The 16809-nt window shown below is 75.2% G+C and carries 13 protein-coding genes; 8 read left to right on the top strand and 5 right to left on the bottom strand.

All coding sequences use genetic code 11. The features are described 5' to 3' along the window. Positions 1-2 precede the first annotated feature (2 nt). A complete protein-coding gene (locus SGLAU_RS17685; RefSeq protein ID WP_043502661.1) occupies positions 3-290 on the top strand; it encodes a DUF4190 domain-containing protein in 288 nt (95 codons plus the stop codon). 223 nt (positions 291-513) lie between these two features. Here the strand turns inward: SGLAU_RS17685 and SGLAU_RS17680 are convergent, their stop codons facing one another. Together SGLAU_RS17680 and SGLAU_RS17675 are read right to left on the bottom strand one after the other, a co-directional pair. After that, positions 514-2619, bottom strand: coding sequence for a peptidoglycan recognition protein (locus SGLAU_RS17680; protein WP_043506741.1), 2106 nt, complete (start codon positions 2617-2619; stop codon positions 514-516). A 210-nt stretch (positions 2620-2829) separates the two neighbouring features. Next, complete coding sequence (locus tag SGLAU_RS17675) at positions 2830-5448, bottom strand: ATP-binding protein (protein ID WP_078957762.1); 2619 nt, start codon at positions 5446-5448, stop codon at positions 2830-2832. A 126-nt stretch (positions 5449-5574) separates the two neighbouring features. Between SGLAU_RS17675 and SGLAU_RS17670 the strand changes: the two genes are divergently transcribed. Both SGLAU_RS17670 and SGLAU_RS17665 read left to right on the top strand, forming a co-directional pair. Then, positions 5575-6837, top strand: coding sequence for an FAD-dependent oxidoreductase (locus SGLAU_RS17670; RefSeq protein WP_159072787.1), 1263 nt, complete (start codon positions 5575-5577; stop codon positions 6835-6837). A gap of 166 nt (positions 6838-7003) precedes the next feature. Next, positions 7004-7975, top strand: coding sequence for an NAD(P)H-dependent flavin oxidoreductase (locus tag SGLAU_RS17665; RefSeq protein ID WP_043502656.1), 972 nt, complete (start codon positions 7004-7006; stop codon positions 7973-7975). Between the two features lie 60 nt (positions 7976-8035). Here SGLAU_RS17665 and SGLAU_RS17660 read toward each other — a convergent pair whose 3' ends face one another. Beyond that, a complete protein-coding gene (locus SGLAU_RS17660; protein WP_052413807.1) occupies positions 8036-9253 on the bottom strand; it encodes an NAD(P)/FAD-dependent oxidoreductase in 1218 nt (405 codons plus the stop codon). Between the two features lie 144 nt (positions 9254-9397). Further along, entirely contained in the window at positions 9398-10345 is a 948-nt protein-coding gene (locus tag SGLAU_RS17655; protein ID WP_043502654.1) for an RNA polymerase sigma-70 factor, read from the bottom strand. A gap of 77 nt (positions 10346-10422) precedes the next feature. Between SGLAU_RS17655 and SGLAU_RS17650 the strand changes: the two genes are divergently transcribed. Further along, positions 10423-11394: a DUF72 domain-containing protein gene (locus SGLAU_RS17650; RefSeq protein WP_043502649.1), complete on the top strand. Its 972-nt coding sequence runs from the start codon at positions 10423-10425 to the stop codon at positions 11392-11394. 200 nt (positions 11395-11594) lie between these two features. Here the strand turns inward: SGLAU_RS17650 and SGLAU_RS17645 are convergent, their stop codons facing one another. Beyond that, on the bottom strand, positions 11595-12269 hold the full coding sequence (locus SGLAU_RS17645) for a lytic polysaccharide monooxygenase (RefSeq protein WP_043506739.1): 675 nt from the start codon (positions 12267-12269) through the stop codon (positions 11595-11597). A gap of 728 nt (positions 12270-12997) precedes the next feature. Here SGLAU_RS17645 and SGLAU_RS17640 point away from each other — a divergent pair. The 4 genes from SGLAU_RS17640 (at position 12998) to SGLAU_RS17625 (ending at position 16720) form a co-directional block, all read left to right on the top strand. Further along, on the top strand, positions 12998-13504 hold the full coding sequence (locus tag SGLAU_RS17640) for a SigE family RNA polymerase sigma factor (protein WP_043502647.1): 507 nt from the start codon (positions 12998-13000) through the stop codon (positions 13502-13504). 10 nt (positions 13505-13514) lie between these two features. Beyond that, positions 13515-14072, top strand: coding sequence for a hypothetical protein (locus SGLAU_RS17635; RefSeq protein ID WP_099052826.1), 558 nt, complete (start codon positions 13515-13517; stop codon positions 14070-14072). Between the two features lie 90 nt (positions 14073-14162). Next, positions 14163-15455 (top strand): bifunctional glycosyltransferase family 2/GtrA family protein, encoded by a 1293-nt coding sequence (locus SGLAU_RS17630; RefSeq protein WP_078957760.1) that lies wholly within the window; start codon positions 14163-14165, stop codon positions 15453-15455. Then, positions 15452-16720, top strand: a complete 1269-nt coding sequence (locus tag SGLAU_RS17625; RefSeq protein WP_052413805.1) for a glycosyltransferase family 39 protein — start codon at positions 15452-15454, stop codon at positions 16718-16720. The genes SGLAU_RS17630 and SGLAU_RS17625 overlap by 4 nt, the downstream gene beginning before the upstream one ends. Positions 16721-16809: the final 89 nt, after the last annotated feature.

Here is a 16809-nt window from a genome sequence, read left to right as displayed (position 1 = left end):
CAATGGCGAGTTACGGCAGTTCCTCTGCCGCTTCCTCCGGATCGCGCACGAATGGTCTGGCGATCGCGAGTCTGTGCTGTGGTGTCGTCGGGCTGTTCTTCCTGAACATCGTGCTCGGCCCGCTGGCCATCATCTTCGGTGCCGTCGCGCGCCGCCAGGCCGGGGTCAAGAGCGGTGCCGGGATGGCGAAGGCGGGCATCATCCTCGGCGTCGTGGACGTCGTGCTCTGGCTCGTGCTGCTGGCGGTCGCCGCCAGCAATGACGGATTCAGCTGGTACGTGGGTGGCTGATGCCTCCACGGGAGGCGCAGGCGAACACGGGGGCGGCCGACGGGACACCGGCCGCCCCCGTCGTCGTCAGGCGCGGCACCGGTGACGGTGTCGGCGGCGCGCGGCGGCTGGTCCCGCGCCGCGGCGCGGGCCTGTGCCGCACGCACAGGCAGGGAAAAGGGAAACGGCGTCGTCCCGGGTGACGACGCCGTTCCCACGGGTGCCGAAAGGCGGACCGTTTCGGCTACTTGATGTAGACCAGTCCGTCCGTGGTGATGGTCGGACGGCCGGTGGTGCCGACCACGACGATCTTGACCGTGTGCTTGGCGCTGGTGGACCAGGTCTTGGTCCAGATGGCCTGGCGGTACAGGGTGCTCGACGACTTCAGGTCCACCGTGGAGACCTTCACGCCGTCGACGTAGACGTAGACCTGGCCGGAGGTGGAGGCCCGGGAGACCACCCAGGAGGCGGAGCGGCCGGTGAAGGTCCAGGAGAGGCTGGCGCCCTTCGAACCGCTGGAGTAGGACGTGCCGCCCAGGTAGCTGGTGGAGGAGCGGGTGGTCCAGGTGCCCGTCTTCACCGCGGAGGTCTCCTGGAGGATGACCGGGGTGTAGGCGGCGGAGGCGTCACGGTAGTTGCCCGCGTAGTCCTGTGCCCGCATCGACCAGGTGGCGGCCGCGCCCGGCTTCGCGGTGCGGTTGGAGAGGGTGGCCGCCGCGCTGAAGGTGGCGGTCGCCGGGGAGAGCAGCTTGGTGTTGAGCAGCGCCTTGTCGTCCGTCGCCTTCCAGCTGAGCGTGACGGGCACGGCGGTGGTGCTGACCGTGCCGATGCGCAGGGCCAGCTTCGGCGTGGTGAGCGTGGGCAGGGTGGTGTCGGCGACGACGGTCGTCGGAGCGGTCTCCACCGCCTTGCCCGACTGGTGCACGGCGCGCACGGCCACGGTGTGGTCGCCCGCGGCCAGGGAGACCGCCTTGGCGGAGCCCGCGCCCGAGGTGGTGGCGACGACGGCGCCGTCGACCAGGATCTCGTACCTGGTGATCAGCGAGGCGGGGGTGGACGACGACCAGCGCACGGTGACCGCGCCCTTGGTGTAGTACGTCGTGCCCTTCGCGGTGGCCCCGGTGAGCGAGGTGACCTTCAGGTCCTGGACCGGGCCGGCCGCCCAGGAGCGGACCGTGGGCAGCTGGGCGTAGAGGGAGTTGCCCGGGCACTCGCTGTTGAAGCCGTCGCGGTGGCCGGAGATGCGGTTGAACACGTACTTCTGGCCCGCGGTGAAGGAGGTCCCGAAGTAGTTCTTCTGGGTCGCGCCCGCGGTCAGTTCCACCGTGCCCGCCGGGTCGGTGACGCCGTGCAGGCTCAGCTTCCACGCCGCCAGCCGGGCCACGGACTCCAGGGCCGCGTCGGAGGCGCTGCCGGAGACGTAGTTGCCGAGGACGGATATGCCGGTCGACTCCCGGTTGAAGCCGTAGGTGTGCGCGCCGAGCACCGGCTTGTCGATGCCGCCCTTGCGGCCCTCGAATATCTGGCCGCACTTGTCGACCAGGAAGTGGTAGCCGAGGTCGTTCCAGCCGTTGCCCTGGGGCGCCGGGTCGGTGTGGTAGGCGTAGATGCCCCGCACGATGGCCGGCGACTCGGAGCAGTCGTAGTCCGCGCCGGCCGTGTGGTGCACGAACACCGACTTCACGTCCGTGTTGTAGTCCGACGGGTCGGGGCTGCGGGACTCGTCCGCGCCCCATTCGGCGCGGGTGGTGACCGGCGGCTGGGGCAGGACGCCCGTCTCCGCGCTCGCCGAGGTGTACGAGGCGGGCGCCAGGCCGGGCTGGACGGCGAACGCGGCCGGCTGCGGCGGGCTCATCCTCGTCTCCGCCTCGGTCACCACGCCGGGGTCGACCATGCTGACGTCAAGTCCCTTGGGGAGCGCGCCGGTCGAGCCGTCCTCGTGGACGACCTGCACCTCGATGCCGTCGGAGGGGCCCACCCACATCGGGGCGGACGCGCCCCGCATGCCCGCCTCCGGCTCGTCCGGCGGGGACAGGTCCACCTCCAGGTCGCGCCACGGGCTCCACGCGCCGGTCTCCAGGCTGCGGGTGCGCACCTGCGCCGTGCCTTCGAGCTTCCTGGCCGCGCCCGTCCAGGTGACGCCGACCAGCGAGAACTGCTTGGTCTCCGTGCGCGGCAGCTCACGCTCGCCGGGCTCGGTCCCCTTCAGCGCGAGGTGATAGACCCGCACCGGCCGCTTCTCCTGCCCCTCGGCGGGCGGGACGGAGGAGTCGCTGGCCGACGCGTACGTCGCCATGCCTCCTCCGCCCAGCACCACCGCGCCGAGCGTCAGCCACGCCCGTCGCTTCAGGCTCAACGGTCTGTACGCATGCCCTTTACGTCGACTCACGAAGAGATCCACCCCAGAGAAAGGCCACTACGGCCACCAGAAGTCACAAGGGGCACATCCGCCTCAGGGATGGCCCATCGTATTAAGCGCTCTCTGGGGCGCGGACGACACACAAGACCCGGGGACAGTGAGCTAAATCACCAGTCCTGACGCCGATTCAGTACCTGTCCGTCATCCTCGTGAACGGACGGTCACGCCGTGCCGCCGGGCGTAGCGCGCCGCCTCCCGGCGGTTCGGCACGGCGAGCTTGCGCAGCACGGCCGCGACGTGGTGCTCCACGGTGCGCCGGGACAGGAACAGCTCCTCGGCGATCTCCGCGTTGCGCAGGCCGTCGGCGAGCAGACCGAGCACCTCGTGCTCGCGCAGGCTGAGCCCTTCCGGGCCGGCGGGACCCGTGGGGCGCCTCGGGATGTCACGCACCCCCAGGCGGCGCAGCCGGCGTGCGGTGACGTCCCGCATCGGACGGGCGCCCAGACGGTCGAACAGGGCGAGCGCGTCCCGCAGCATCACCTCGTCGGCGGACCCGGCCAGGGCGAGCGCCGCCTCGTAGGGGCAACCCGTCTCCTGCCAGCGCTCGGCCGACTCCCGCCACCGGCCCGCGAGTTGGAGCCGGTACGGCTCGGCCGCCCGGGGCGGCACCGGGGCGGGGCCGTCCGCCCAGGCCAGCCAGTGGGCGAGTTCACCGACCAGCCACGGCTCGCCCTGCCCGACGGCGGCGGCCAGCGCCGGGCGGACGATCCCCGGCAGCCGGCCGAGGTGGTCGGCGTACGCCTCGGCCTCGGCCAGGGCCGGTGTCGCGCCGATGATCCAGCCGACGTACGGCTCGGCGGTGACCATGGTCGCCCGCACCCGGGACAGCAGGGGAAGGGGATCGGCGTCGCCCCGGCGGGCGCGCAGCCGGCCCAGCACCACCATGCTCAGCATCTTGCGCCCGTCGTCCGCGCCGGCCGTCCGCAGCACCTCCGAGGCCAGGGCCTCGGCCTCGTCCCACCGGCCCTGGTCCAGCAGGGCGCGCGACCGGAAGGCGCGCAGCCACTGGCGCCAGACCTCCTGGCCGTGCTCGTCGGTGAAGGCCAGCGCCTCCCCGTACCAGCGCTCCGCCTCCCGGTACCAGCGGCGGGTCACGCAGATCAGCTGGAGCCAGAAGTAGCCGAGTCCGGCCTGGTCGTAGGCGGACGCCTCGCACGCCAGCCGGACGCTCCGCGCGATCGTCCCCAGGCCCGCCGGGTCGCCGCCCTGGGCGCGGCCGATCCCGGCCGGCAGCAGGGCCAGGGCCCGTGCCGTCGCATCCGGCGGGCCGTCGGCCGTCGCGAGGATCCGCTCACCGCAGGCGACCGCGTCCGCGTTGCGGAACGCCATGGCCGCCAGCTTCCCGCGCACGGCGCACGCGAGGGCGAACTCCGGCCCGGGCCGGCCCGCCAGCAGTCCGAGGGCCTCGTCGCACGCCCGCACGCCGAGGGGGATCTCCCGCGCCAGATGGGCCGCGGTGACGGCGAGCCCGACCAGCGCGCCGGCCCGCCGGCGCCCGTCACCGACCGCGCGCCACCCGGCGACCGCCTCCTGCCAGGCACCCAGCGCGGCGTCGAGGTCGTCGGCGAGGTGACACTGCCGGCCCAGTTCCGCCAGGAGTTCCGCCCGTCGCGCGGAGGGCGGCCCCGGGCCGGCACCGAGGGCACGGCGCAGATGCGCGGCGGCCTCCTTGTGGGCGCCCAGCGCGGAGGCCCGCCGCGCCGCGCGCGGCGCGTGCGCCAGCACCGCGGCCCGGTCGCCGGCGCGCTGGGCGTGATCGGCCAGCCGCGCGGGCTCCACTTCGCCCTCCGGCCGGGCGGCGAGCACGGCGAGTGCCCGCCGGTGCAGGTCCGCCGCCCGGCCGGGCGGGATCGCCTCGTGGACCGCGACGCGGACCAGTTCGTGCCGGAACGCGACCTGGCCCTGCTCGGCGGTGAGCAGCCCGCGCTCCACGCACTCGTCCAGGTCGCCGGACGGCCGCCCCGACACCGCCTCGGCCAGCCACGGGACGGCCCGCGTGCCCAGGCAGGCGACGGCGTCGAGCGCGTCCCGGGCGCCCGGTCCCAGGCGGGCGGCACGGGCGAGCACCGCGTCCCGGACCGTGGCGGGGACGGTCGCCCCTCCGTCGGCCAGCACCTGCGTCACGAAGAACGCGTTGCCGCCGGTACGCCGGTGCAGCTCGGCCGGGTCGAGACCGGTACCCGCCGCGAGACGCGCGACGGCCGCCTCGGACAGGGGCGGCACGGTGAGCCGCCGGATCGCGGGAAGCGCCGCCAGGTCGCCTGCCAGGACCCGCAGCGGATGGCGGGGCCCGACCTCGTCCTGCCGGTAGGCCACGACGACCATGGCCGGGCACGACCCGAGGCGCCGGCCCAGGAAGCGCAGCAGGTCCAGCGTGGCCGCGTCGGCCCAGTGGGCGTCGTCCAGCACGAGCAGGGCCGGAGCGCGGCCCCCGCCCAGTTCCGCGAGCAGCAGGCGCCGCACCGCCATCGGATCCGGGGTGCCGGTCAGCTCCTGCCGCAACGGGGCGGGCAGGCTGTCGGCCATGTCGCGCAGCGGGCCGAGCGGCAGCGGCGTGGTGAGCGGTTCGCAGGCGCCGCCGAGGATGCGGGCGCCGCTCAGCCGGCGGCCGAACTCGTGGATCAGCACCGTCTTGCCGGCGCCCGCGTCGCCCCCGACGAGCACCAGCCGCCCCGTGCCGGCAGCCGTCTCGCCCCACCAGCGGGCCAGTGACGCCAGTTCGCCGTCCCGCTCGCGCAGCGCACCCACGCCGGTCGTCACCTTCTCGATGGTAGCCAGGCGGGCGCCCGCGAGGATGGGCAGGCGCTACCGATGTCCGCGTCGGTCCGCCAGGCGCACGCTGCCGTAAGACAGGGAAACGGACAGGCGCCGGCGATGGAGGCGGTCATGGACTACGACGTGATCATCGTGGGTGCGAGCATCGCCGGCTGCACGGCGGCCACGGCGTACGGCCGGGCGGGACTGCGGGTGGCGCTGGTCGAACGGCAGCGCAGTCCTGGCGCGCACAAGACGCTGTGCGGGCACTTCGTGCTCGGCGGCGCGCACGACGTCCTGTGCCGCATGGGCTTCTGGGAGCCGATGCGCGCGCACGGCGCGGCGGTGACGACGGGGCTCGGCGTGTGGACCCGGGCCGGCTGGGTCGAGCCCCGGCCGGACGGCGGGGTCCCGCCGGCGATCAGTCTGCGCCGCCGCACCCTCGACCCGCTGCTGCGGGAGATCGCCGGCGCGACGGCGGGCGTGGACCTGCTGCCGGGGCACCGGGTGGTCGGCCTCGTCGAGGATTCCGCCGGGGCCGTGACGGGAGTCGTCACCTCGGCCGGCCGGGCGGAGCGCACCGTGCTGCGGGCCCGGCTGGTCGTGGGTGCGGACGGCCACCACTCCACGGTCGCCCGGCTCGCCGGCGTGCCGGAGGACCGGGCCCCGAACCACCGCTTCCTCTTCTGGACCTACTACGAGGGGGCGGCCATGAACGGCCCGGGCGACGCCCAGGTGTGGCCCCTCGACCCGGACGTCGCCGTGTGCATCCCCGTCGACGGCGGGCTGACGCAGGTGGGCGTCTTCCCCGCCAAGGACCGGCTTCCCGAGTTCACCGCCGACCGGGCCGCCGCCTTCGACCGGTTCGTCCGGCGCCTGCCGGACGGACCCACGCTCACCGGCGCCCGGCAGGTGTCCCACCTCATCGGCACCACCGACTATCCGTGCGTGCGCCGCCCTCCCACGCCCCGGCCGGGTCTGGCCCTCGTCGGTGACGCCGCGACCGCCTCGGACCCGGTCCCCGCGGTGGGCTGCGGCTGGGCGTTCCGCAGTGCCGTGTGGCTGGCGGACGCGACGGCCGGGACGCTGGCGGACGGCGGGGACCCGCGGCACGCGCTGCGCGCCTACCGCCGAGCGCACCGCTTCATCGACGGGTACGACGACCTGGGCCGCCGGGAGGCCCTGGCCGGACCGCCCACCGCGCTCCAGCGGGCGGTCCGCGCGGCGGCCGTCACGGACCCGGACCTCGCCCGCCGGATGGCGTTGTTCGCGATGCGGGCGGCGGACCCGTCGGTCCTGATCAACCCCGGCGTGGCGGTCCGGGCCCTGATCGGGGCACGGATGCGGCGGCACACCCGGCCTTCCGGCACGGGCGCCGCCGGCCGTGCGGCGTGACGGTGCGGGTGACGAGACACCGCCGGTTCGTGAGAGGCGGGCGCTCGCGGGCGCCCGTCCCGGGCGTCCCGCACCCGCCGTGCGGCGCACGGGTCACCGGGGCACGATGAACGGGAGGCCGGGGACCACCGGCCGGTGGTGCGGTGGAGTCCGGTGGGAGGCAGGGATGCTGCGGACGCGGCTGTGCGACGTACTCGGGATCGACGTGCCCGTCATCGGCGCACCGTACGGGCCGTACGAGCAGGTGGAGCTCGCCGCCGCCGTGTGCCGGGCGGGCGCCCTCGGCAGCCTGGGCACCGCCGTGCGCCCGCCGGCCGACCTGCGACGGCAGTGGGCCCGCATGCGGGAGCTCACCGACCGCCCGTTCGCCGTCAACCACACCCTGCGGCCGCTCGACGAGGAGGCGTTCCGGGCCACGCTCGACGAACGCCCGGCCGCGATCTCCTTCCACCTGGGGGTGCCCGCCGATCTGATCGGGCGCGCCCATGACGCGGGCATCCGGTGGATCCAGCAGGTCATGGACGTCCGGCAGGCCGAGCAGGCGGTGCTCGCGGGCGCGGACGTCATCGTCGCCCAGGGCGGCGAGGCGGGCGGCCAGGGCGGCGAGGTGTCCACCATGGTCCTGGTCCCCCAGGTCGTGGACATCGCGGGAGACACCCCGGTCGTCGCCGCGGGCGGGATCGCCGACGGCCGCGGGCTGGCGGCGGCCCTCGCCCTGGGCGCCCAGGGCGTGGCCGTCGGGACGCGGCTGCTCGCTTCGGTGGAGATGGGCATCGCCCAGGAATGGAAGGACCGGATCGTCGCGGCCGAGGCGCGCGACACCTTCAAGCCGGTGCACAGCGCCCGGTTCATGCCGCCGTTCTCCCGGCCCGACGCCTACGGTTCCCCCCGGTCGCTGCGCACGCCGTTCCTGGAGGAGGTCGAGGCCCACCCCGAGCGGGTGCGTCCGGCCGAGGTCGGTCCCCGGCTCGTGCAGGCCGTGCTCGACGGGCGAGGGCACGAGTTCCTGCCGTTCACCGGCCAGTCCGCGGCCCTCGTCCACGACGTCCTGCCGGCGGGCGAGATCGTCCGGAGGATGGTCGACGACGCGGAGACGGTCCTGCGCCGGGCCGCCGAGGCGTGCGGTGCCGCGCGTTGACCGGGCGGTCCGCGGGCCCTGCCGGGCGCCCCGGGGGCGGGGCGCCCACGGGCGGGTGGGTCACGCCGCCGTCCGGGCCGCCGGGTCCGTCCGGTCGGTCCGGTCCGTCCTGACGGGCTGCGCGGTGACGCGGCGGGGCCGGGTCGGCAGGCCGATCAGCGGGTGGGCGACGCCCCAGGCCGCGCCCTTGCAGATCAGTTCCTTGTAGCGGGCGGCGAGGCGGCCGGTGAGGGCCGCGCGGACGGCCCGGTCGTCGGCGGTGACGTACTGGATGAGGCCGTCGCGGCGGCCGAGCGAGATGCACTGGTTGAAGTAGCGCAGGGGCACCTTCGGGAGCTTCCCGCCGGTCAGGCGGGCCGCGATCGCGTCGGCCGCCTGCCAGGCGGTGGGCACGCCCGAGGCGCACGACATCCGCAGCGGCTTGTCGCCGGGGCCCATCACCATGGCGGCGTCACCGATGGCGTAGACGTCCGGGTGCGAGACCGAGCGCATGGTCCGGTCGACCACGATCTGGCCGGTCCCGGTGACCTCCAGGGTGGTGGCCCGGGCGATCGGGTGGACGGCGAAGCCGGTGGTCCACACGGTGACCGCGGCGGGGATCACCGTGCCGTCGGCGGTCGTGACGCGGTCGGCGGCCACGGCGGTCACGGCGGTGTGCTCGTGCACCGTGATGCCGAGCCGGGCGCACACGGTCCGCAGGTGGGCGCGCCCCTTGTCGGACAGCCAGTCGCCGAGGCCGCCGCGGGCGGCGAGGGCGACGTCGAGGTCCGGGCGGGCCTCGGCGATCTCGGTCGCGGCCTCCAGGCCGGTGAGTCCGCCGCCCACCACGACCACGGTCTGTCCGGCCTCCAGGCGGGCCAGGCGCTCGCGCAGCCGGAGCGCCCCGGGACGGCCGGCGATCTCGTGGGCGTGCTCGGTGACGCCGGGGACACCGCCGTCGTTCCAGCCGCTGCCGAGGGCGTACACGAGGGTGTCGTACTCCAGCGGTTCCTCAGTGCCGTCCGCGCCGGTGACGGTGACCGTCCTGCGGTCGGCGTCCACACCGGTGACCCGCGCGACCTTCAGCTCGACGCCGGTGCCCGCGAACATCTCGGAGAAGGGCCGGGGTGCGAGGTCCTGGCCGGCCGCGAGCTGGTGCATGCGGACGCGTTCGACGAAGTCGGGCTCGGCGTTCACGAGGGTGATCGCGACGTCGTCGCGGTGCAGCCGCTTCGCGAGACGCCCGGCGGCGATGGCTCCGGTGTATCCGGCTCCGAGGACGATGATGCGCTGCTGCATTTCCTGGCTCCTGTCTTGAGCGGACTCGACCCTTGAACCGGGGAGCCCGCCGTTCGCTGACAGGCTTGCGGTGTGAAGCGCGTCACAGTGGCAGAGGGCGTGGACGGTGACGCCGCGGGGCGTCACACGGTCGGGCGGGGCCCGTCAGAAGGCGGCGGTGAGCAGGGGCTCGCCGTGGTCGGTGGCGAACCAGTGCCGGGTCGCCCGCTCCAGCTTGTCCGGGTTGACCTGGCTGCGGACGGCGGCGACGCCCTCCTCGGTGACCTCCAGGCACATGACCCCGATGACCCGGCCGTCGAGGACCACGACGAGGGCGGGCTCGCCGTTCGCGGTCGACGCGTACACCTCGGGCGAACCGCCGACCAGGGCGCGCTTGGCCTTGCTCGGCTTGAACAGGCCCCGCAGGAACGTCGCCACCGCGAGGGCGCCCTCGAACGCCTTCGCGCGGGCCGGGACCTTCCCGCCGCCGTCGCCGATCGAGGTGGCGTCCTCGGTGAGCAGCCGCACGAGCGGCTCGGTCCGACCGCTGGTGGCGGCGGCCAGGAACTCCTCGACGACCCGCCGGGCGGCGGACTCGTCGATCTCCGTACGCGCCTTGCCGGCCGCGACGTGCTTCCTGGCCCGGTGGAAGATCTGCTGGCTGGCCGCCTCGCTGATGTCGAGGACGTCGGCGATCTCCCGGTGCGGATAGCCGAAGGCCTCCCGCAGGACGTACACCGCCCGCTCGTTCGGGGAGAGCCGCTCCAGCAGCACGAGCACGGCGTACGACACCGACTCGCGCTGTTCGGCGGTGTCGGCCGGGCCGAGCATCGGGTCACCGCCGAGCAGCGGCTCGGGCAGCCACTGGCCCACATAGGTCTCACGGCGCGCGCGGGCCGACGTGAGCTGGTTGAGGCACAGATTGGTGAGCACCTTCGTCAGCCAGGCTTCGGGCACCTCGATCCGCCCGACGTCGGCGGCCTGCCAGCGCAGGTACGTCTCCTGCACGGCGTCCTCGGCCTCGCTCGCGGAACCGAGCATGCGGTAGGCGATGGCCTCCAGCCGGGGCCTGGCCGCCTCGAACCGGTCGACGTCGCTCAGCGTGAGGGCCATGTCCCGGATCCTAACCGCCACGGGGGCGCCGCGGGCGGGTGCGGCCTGTCTCCCGCCGGGCCGGGTAACCGGCCCCCATGGGTGACATCCTCGTGGGCACGTGCTCGTGGACCGACCGGGAGCTGGTGGGCAGCGGCTGGTATCCGGCGGGCCGGCGGGACGCGGAGGGGCGGTTACGGCACTACGCCGAGCGGTTCCCGGTCGTGGAGGTCGACGCCTCCTACTACGCCCTGCCGGGCGAGCGGAACAGCCGGCTGTGGGCGGAGCGCACACCGGACGGGTTCGTGTTCGACGTGAAGGCGTTCTCCCTGCTCACCGGGCACCCCACACGGACCGCGGTGATGCCGGACGGGTTGCCCGCCGACAGCCGGGACCCGGAGGTGCTCGACGCGGTGTGGGCGAGGTTCGCGGCGGGGATCGCGCCGCTGCGGCGGGCGGGGCGGCTGGGCGGTGTGCTGTTCCAGTTCCCGCCGTGGTTCCGGCCCGGGGCCCGGGCCGAGGCGTTCCTCGCGGACACCGCGCGGCGGACGCAGGGGTGGCCCGTCTCCGTGGAGTTCCGGCACCCGGACTGGTGGCGCCCGGAGCGGGCGGAGGACACGCGCGCGCTGCTCGCCCGGCACGGGATGGCGGCCGTCGCCGTGGACATGGTCCAGTCGCTGCCGTCCTCCCTTCCCCCGGTCCTGCACGTCACCTCGCCCCGGCTGTCCGTCGTGCGGTTCCACGGGCGCAGCACCGCCTGGGGGACCGGCAGCAAGGAGGACCGGTTCCGGCACGCGTACGACGAGGACGAACTGGCCGAGTGGGTGCCGCGGCTGGAACGCGCCGCCGAGCGGGTCGGGCAGCTGCACGTCCTGTTCAACAACTGCTGCGGCGACGCGGCCGTACGGGCCGCCGCGACCATGGCGCGGCTGCTCGGGCTGCCGTCACCGGCCGACGGCCCCGGCCCGTCCGCCCCCTTCCGGCAGGACCCCCTCCCGGGCGGTCCGCCGGCCGGCCCGCCGCGCCCGCGCCGCCCGCGGCGGCAGGAGCACGAACGTTCCGACCGGTGACCGGCGGCGTCGCCGCGGATGTGCGTGCCGGGGCCCGCCAGGCCCGGACGATCCGGACGACGGGCTCCGGACGGCCGCCGGGCGCGGGGCGCCCGGCGGGCACGGGGCGTCCGGCGGGCACGGCGCGTCCAGCGGGCACGGCGCGTCCGGCGGGCACGGCGCGTCCGGCGCGTTGCGCACCCGGCGGGAAGACGACCGGCTCAGCGGAAGTTCACGTCACTGCACAGGAAGTACGTCTGGTCCATGTGCGAGGCCTGCCAGATCGTGTAGACGACGTGCCGGCCGCTCAGGCCCGACGTGCGTACGTCGATCGAGTAGTTCTGGCTGGGCGCGTACCTGCCGGTGCGGGTGACGAGCTGCAGGTCGCTCCAGCGCAGCGGCTGGGTGGCGGGATCGAAGCCCTGGCGGCTGACGTACACCAGGAAGTAGTCCGCGCCGTGGCTGGCCTGGTCGTACAGGCGCAGGGTGAAGTTGGCCGGGACGTCCGTCGTCTTCCACGGACCGACCGCGTCCAGGGAGTTGTAACGGCCGCTCTCGGTCCGTCCGCCGCTGCAGAGCTGGCCGTCGGGGACGACCGCCTGGAAGTTGCCCGCGGAGCCGTTGCGGTACAGGCCGTTCCAGTTCCACATGGCGTTGGGGTCGGCCTGCCACGCCTGCCAGCACATGGGGTCCTGCTGTGCCATCGCGGGGTTCTGGAAGTCACTGCCCCAGCGCAGCCAGCAGCCGTAGTTGCGGGACGCGGGGTCGACGACCGAGCCGTGCGCCGCCGCCGTCCCGGCCCCGGGCACCAGGCTGATCAGCAGGGCGGCGAGCACGCTCAGGAGGAGAGCCGGACGGAATCCGGCGCGCGGTTTGGTGTGATCATGACATGTCAGTGCGTGGCGCAAGGCCGATCTCCCTCTTTCCGATGCGGGGGGACAGGTGGGGAGCTGCGGTGTGGGGATGCATTGGGAGCGCTCCCATATGAGACAGGCTGCGCCACACGTGGCGCGGACACAACGCCTGTATTGCGCCACCTTTCACACCGCGGCACCGCGGCACGCAGCCGACGGCGTCCCGCGGGGCGCCGGCGCACCCTGCCCGGGTGCCGGCACGGGGTACCCGCGTTATGGGCGTGGGCGGAGGGCCTGGGACGGGGAGCTTCGGGCCGGGTGGACATGTCCCGTGGGGGGCGACGGCCGAGGCAAGGCGGCGGAAGACGCGGGCGTAGGTGCGGCGGGGCGCGGACGCAAGGCGCCGGAGGCGCGGGCGTAGGCGCGGTGGGGCGCGGACGCAAGGGGCCGGTGGGGGGCGTGGGCGCAAGGCGCCGGGGCGCGGGCGCAAGGCGCCGTAGAGGCACGGGCGCAGGCCGTGGGCGTCGGGGGCGGGGCGCGGAAGAGCGCGGCGGACGCGGAGGCCGGACTGCGGGCCTGGGGACACCGGGCACGCGGCAGCGGGCGGCGGGCGCGCAGGCGGCAGGGCGGGCGCGCAGGCGGCGCGGCGGGCGTGCGGGGGCGGGGAGGGCGCCGGGGGGTGACCCGGATCACATGCCGCCGGTGCATAGCGGGACCCTCCCCACCGTCTTTCTCCTCACGTAGGCAACGGCGGGAGCGGGACAGTGCGCATGGATCAAGCTCGGGCCGGTGAGTTCGACGAGTTCGTGGCGGCCCGCTGGTCGGCGTTGCTCCATCTCGCCCGGCTGCTCACCGGCGGCGACCGGCATCGGGCCGAGGACCTGGTGCAGGAGTCCCTCGTCAAGCTCTGGTTCGTCTGGCCGAAGGTCGCCGAGGAGGCGCCCGAGGCCTACGTCCGCACGGTCATGGCGCGCGCGGCGGCACGCTCGGCGCGGCGGCGGTGGTGGGGCGAGCGGCCGGTCGAGCAGTTGCCCGAGAGCGCGGCGGGGGGTGATGTGTCCGCGGCCGTGGCCGAACGGTCGAGGCTGGAGGCCGCCCTCGGGCGCCTCTCGGCCAAGCAGCGGGCGGCGGTGGTGCTCCGCTACTACCAGGACCTGCCCGAGCGCCAGGTGGCGGAGGCACTGGGCTGCCCGCTGGGTACGGCCCGCTCCCACACCGCGCGCGGGGTGGCGCGGCTGCGGCAGCTGCTGACCGATGTCATCGAGCCGGTGGGGTGAAGGAGAGGCCATGGATCACTTCGAACGGCAGCTCGCGCACATGATGCGCGGCGCCGAGGAGCACACCCCTTTCGAGCCGCGGCACCACGAGCGCCTGCGGGAGGGAGTGCGCGCCCGCCGCCGGGCGCGCGCGGCGCAGAAGGCCGTCGGCTCGGTCCTCGCGGTCGCCGGCCTGGGGCTCGGCCTGTTCCTGCTCCCGGACCCGGCCACCCGGACCGAGCCCAGCGCGCCCCGCCCGCAGCCCATGTCGAGCGACAGCCCCCCGGCCTCGCCGCCGGCGACCAGCCCGCCCCCCGAGGCGCCCACCTCACCGTCCGGCCGCTCGTCCGCCACCACCTCCCCGCCGGTCGCCACCGGCACCGGCGACCCCGGCAGCACCGCGGACACCGGCAGCACCGCGGGGACCACGGCGCCTCCGCCCCCCGTCACCTCGTCGCCGCCGGCCACGTACGGCGACGGGGCCGCGGTCGGGAGCGGGGGGCCGACGCCGACGTCCACCGCCTCCGGCCCGGCGGGCTCCGCCACGCGGTCGCAGTTCCCGGACGACGAGCCGTCCCCCACCCCCTGAATCCCGTCCGGCCTTCGGCGGTGCCGCCCGGACCCCGGGCCCCGCCGCGCCTCCCCCTGCCCTGCTCCAGGGAACGAACAAGGACAGATCATGCGAAAACACAGCCCGGTCCTCCTCCACGACCCGCGCCACGCGCCCGCCCCGGTCCCCGTCCCCGCGCACCGTGCCGTCCCCACGCACCGTGCCGTCCCCGCCCACCGTGCCGAGCCGGTGCTCGATGTCGCGGTGCCCGTGTTCGACGAGGAGGGGGACCTGGAGCCGAGCGTGCGGCGGCTGCACGCGCACCTGCGCGCGACGTTCCCGTACCCGTTCCGGATCACCGTCGTCGACAACGCCAGCACCGACCTGACCCCGCGCATAGCCGCCCGGCTGGCCGCCGAACTGCCTGAGGTGGAGTGGCTGCGGCTGGCCGAGAAGGGCCGCGGCCGGGCCCTGCGCGCCGCCTGGTCGCGCTCCCGCGCGCCGGTGCTGGCGTACATGGACGTGGACCTGTCCACCGGACTGGCGGCACTGCTGCCGCTCGTCGCCCCGCTGATCTCGGGGCACTCCGACATCGCGATCGGCACCCGGCTGGCGCCCGGGGCGCGGGTGGTGCGCGGCCCCCGCCGGGAGTTCGTCTCCCGCTGCTACAACGCCCTGCTGCGCTCCACGCTCGCCGTCGGCTTCTCCGACGCGCAGTGCGGATTCAAGGCGGTACGGCGCGAGGCCGCCGAGCGGCTGCTGCCGCTGGTGGAGGACTCGGGGTGGTTCTTCGACACCGAGCTGCTGGTGATCGCCGAGCGGGCCGGGCTGCGCATCCACGAGGTGCCGGTGGACTGGGTGGACGACCCCGACAGCCGGGTCGACGTCCTCGCCACCGCGCTGGCCGATCTGCGCGGCATCGCCCGGCTCGGCCGCGCGCTGGCCCGCGGCACACTCCGGCCCGCCGAGCTGCACCCGCAGGGCGGCGCCCCGCCGCACGGCCCGGCGGGCCAGGTGTGGCGGTTCGCGGCCGTGGGCGCGGTGAGCACGCTGGGGCATCTGCTGCTGTACGCCGCGCTGCGTCCGGCGACCGGCGCGCAGGCCGCCAACGCGCTGGCGCTGCTGGTCTGCGCGATCGCCAACACGGCGGCGAACCGGCGGCTCACCTTCGGGCTGCGCGGCCGGGGCGGTGCGCTGCGCCACCAGGTCAGGGGCCTGGCGGTCTTCGTGCTGTGCCTGGCCCTCACCTCGGGATCGCTCGCCGCGCTGCACCGCACGGCCCCCGGCGCCGCGCCCGCCACCGAAGCGGCCGTGATCGTCGCCGCCGCTCTGTCCGCGACCCTGCTGCGGTTCCTGCTCCTGCGGGGCTGGGTCTTCGGGGCCCGCCCGGACCGCCGTACGGCGGAAGGCGCCGACTCGTGACCACCGCCCCGGCAAGCGACCGCCCGGCCCCCTCGCCCGCGCTCCCCCGCACCACCCCGCCCGGTGCCTCGCCCGCCGGGCGGTGGCTGCGGCGGGCGGCCCGGCGGCACGGTCCCGTGCTCGCCCTGTACGGCGGGCTGAAACTGGCCGGCTTCGCCGTCTTCCTGTCGCTGCTGCACTTCGCCGGGGACTTCCGCGCCAAGCACCCGCGTTTCGGCGGCGGCGCGCACCCCTGGGACGTCCTGGCCACCTGGGACGGCTGGTGGTACCAGCAGATCGCCGCGCACGGCTACGACCCCGCGCTGGTGCCGATTCCGGGCGCCACCGGCCTGATCACCCTGGAGGGGAACTCGGCGGCGTTCTTCCCGCTCTACCCGGCGCTGATGCGGCTGGTCTCCGAGACGACCGGGCTCGGGCTGTTCGGGTCCGGGCTGCTGGTCTCGGTCGTCGCCTCCTTCGCCGCCGCCCTCGGCATCCACGCCGTCGTCGCCCGGCTGGCCGGTCACCGGGCGGGGCTGGCGGCGGCCGGACTGTGGGCGGTGTGGCCGGGGTCGGGGGTGGAGTGGGCGGTCTACTCCGACTCGCTCTTCGTCGCCCTCGCCGTCTGGGCCTGTCACGCCGTCATGAACGGGCGCTGGCTCACCGCCGGCGCCCTCACCTGCGCCGCCGGGCTCAACCGCCCCACCGCCGTCGCCCTGGTCGCGGCCCTCGCCGTGGCCGCGCTGCTAGCGCTCCGCGAGCGCCGCGAGCGCCCGCTGCGGCCCCTGGCCGCACTCGCGGTCGCGCCGCTGGGCCTGCTCGGCTACCTGGGCTGGGTGGGTCGTGAAATGGGCGACTACGGCGGGTACTTCGCGCTCCAGCGCGGTGCCTGGGCCCACACCTTCGACTACGGCCGGCACACCCTGGACGTGCTGACCTCCGTCCCGGTGGGCCACTTCGACTACCTGTCCGCGTTCCCCTTCGCCGACCTGATCGCCACCGGCGTCGTCCTGCTGGCCCTCGCCCTGCTGCCGTTGCTCGTCCGGGAGCGCCCGCCGGCCGTCCTGGTCGTCTACACGGTGCTCACCCTCGCGCTCGTCCTGGGCAGCCAGCAGATCTTCGCCAACGTCTCCCGCTATCTGCTGCCGGCCTTCCCGCTGCTCCTCCCGCTCGCCGCCGCCCTGCGCCGCCTCACCCTGCCCCAGTTGCTGTGGCTGCTCGGTCCGGCCGCGCTGGCCTCCGGTTCGTATGCGGGATACGCGCTCTTCGAACTGGGTGTTCCGTAATAATCCGACAGCGATATTTCGACCTGAACGGCCCCGTTATTAAGTGTTTATCGAGGCGCCCGTTCACTCATTTGCCGCGCACCCGCCGG

The organism is Streptomyces glaucescens, from assembly GCF_000761215.1.
Taxonomy (GTDB): Bacteria; Actinomycetota; Actinomycetes; order Streptomycetales; family Streptomycetaceae; genus Streptomyces; species Streptomyces glaucescens_B.
Note: the sequence above shows the minus strand (reverse complement) of the source record. Positions and strands in the feature narration are given on the sequence as shown.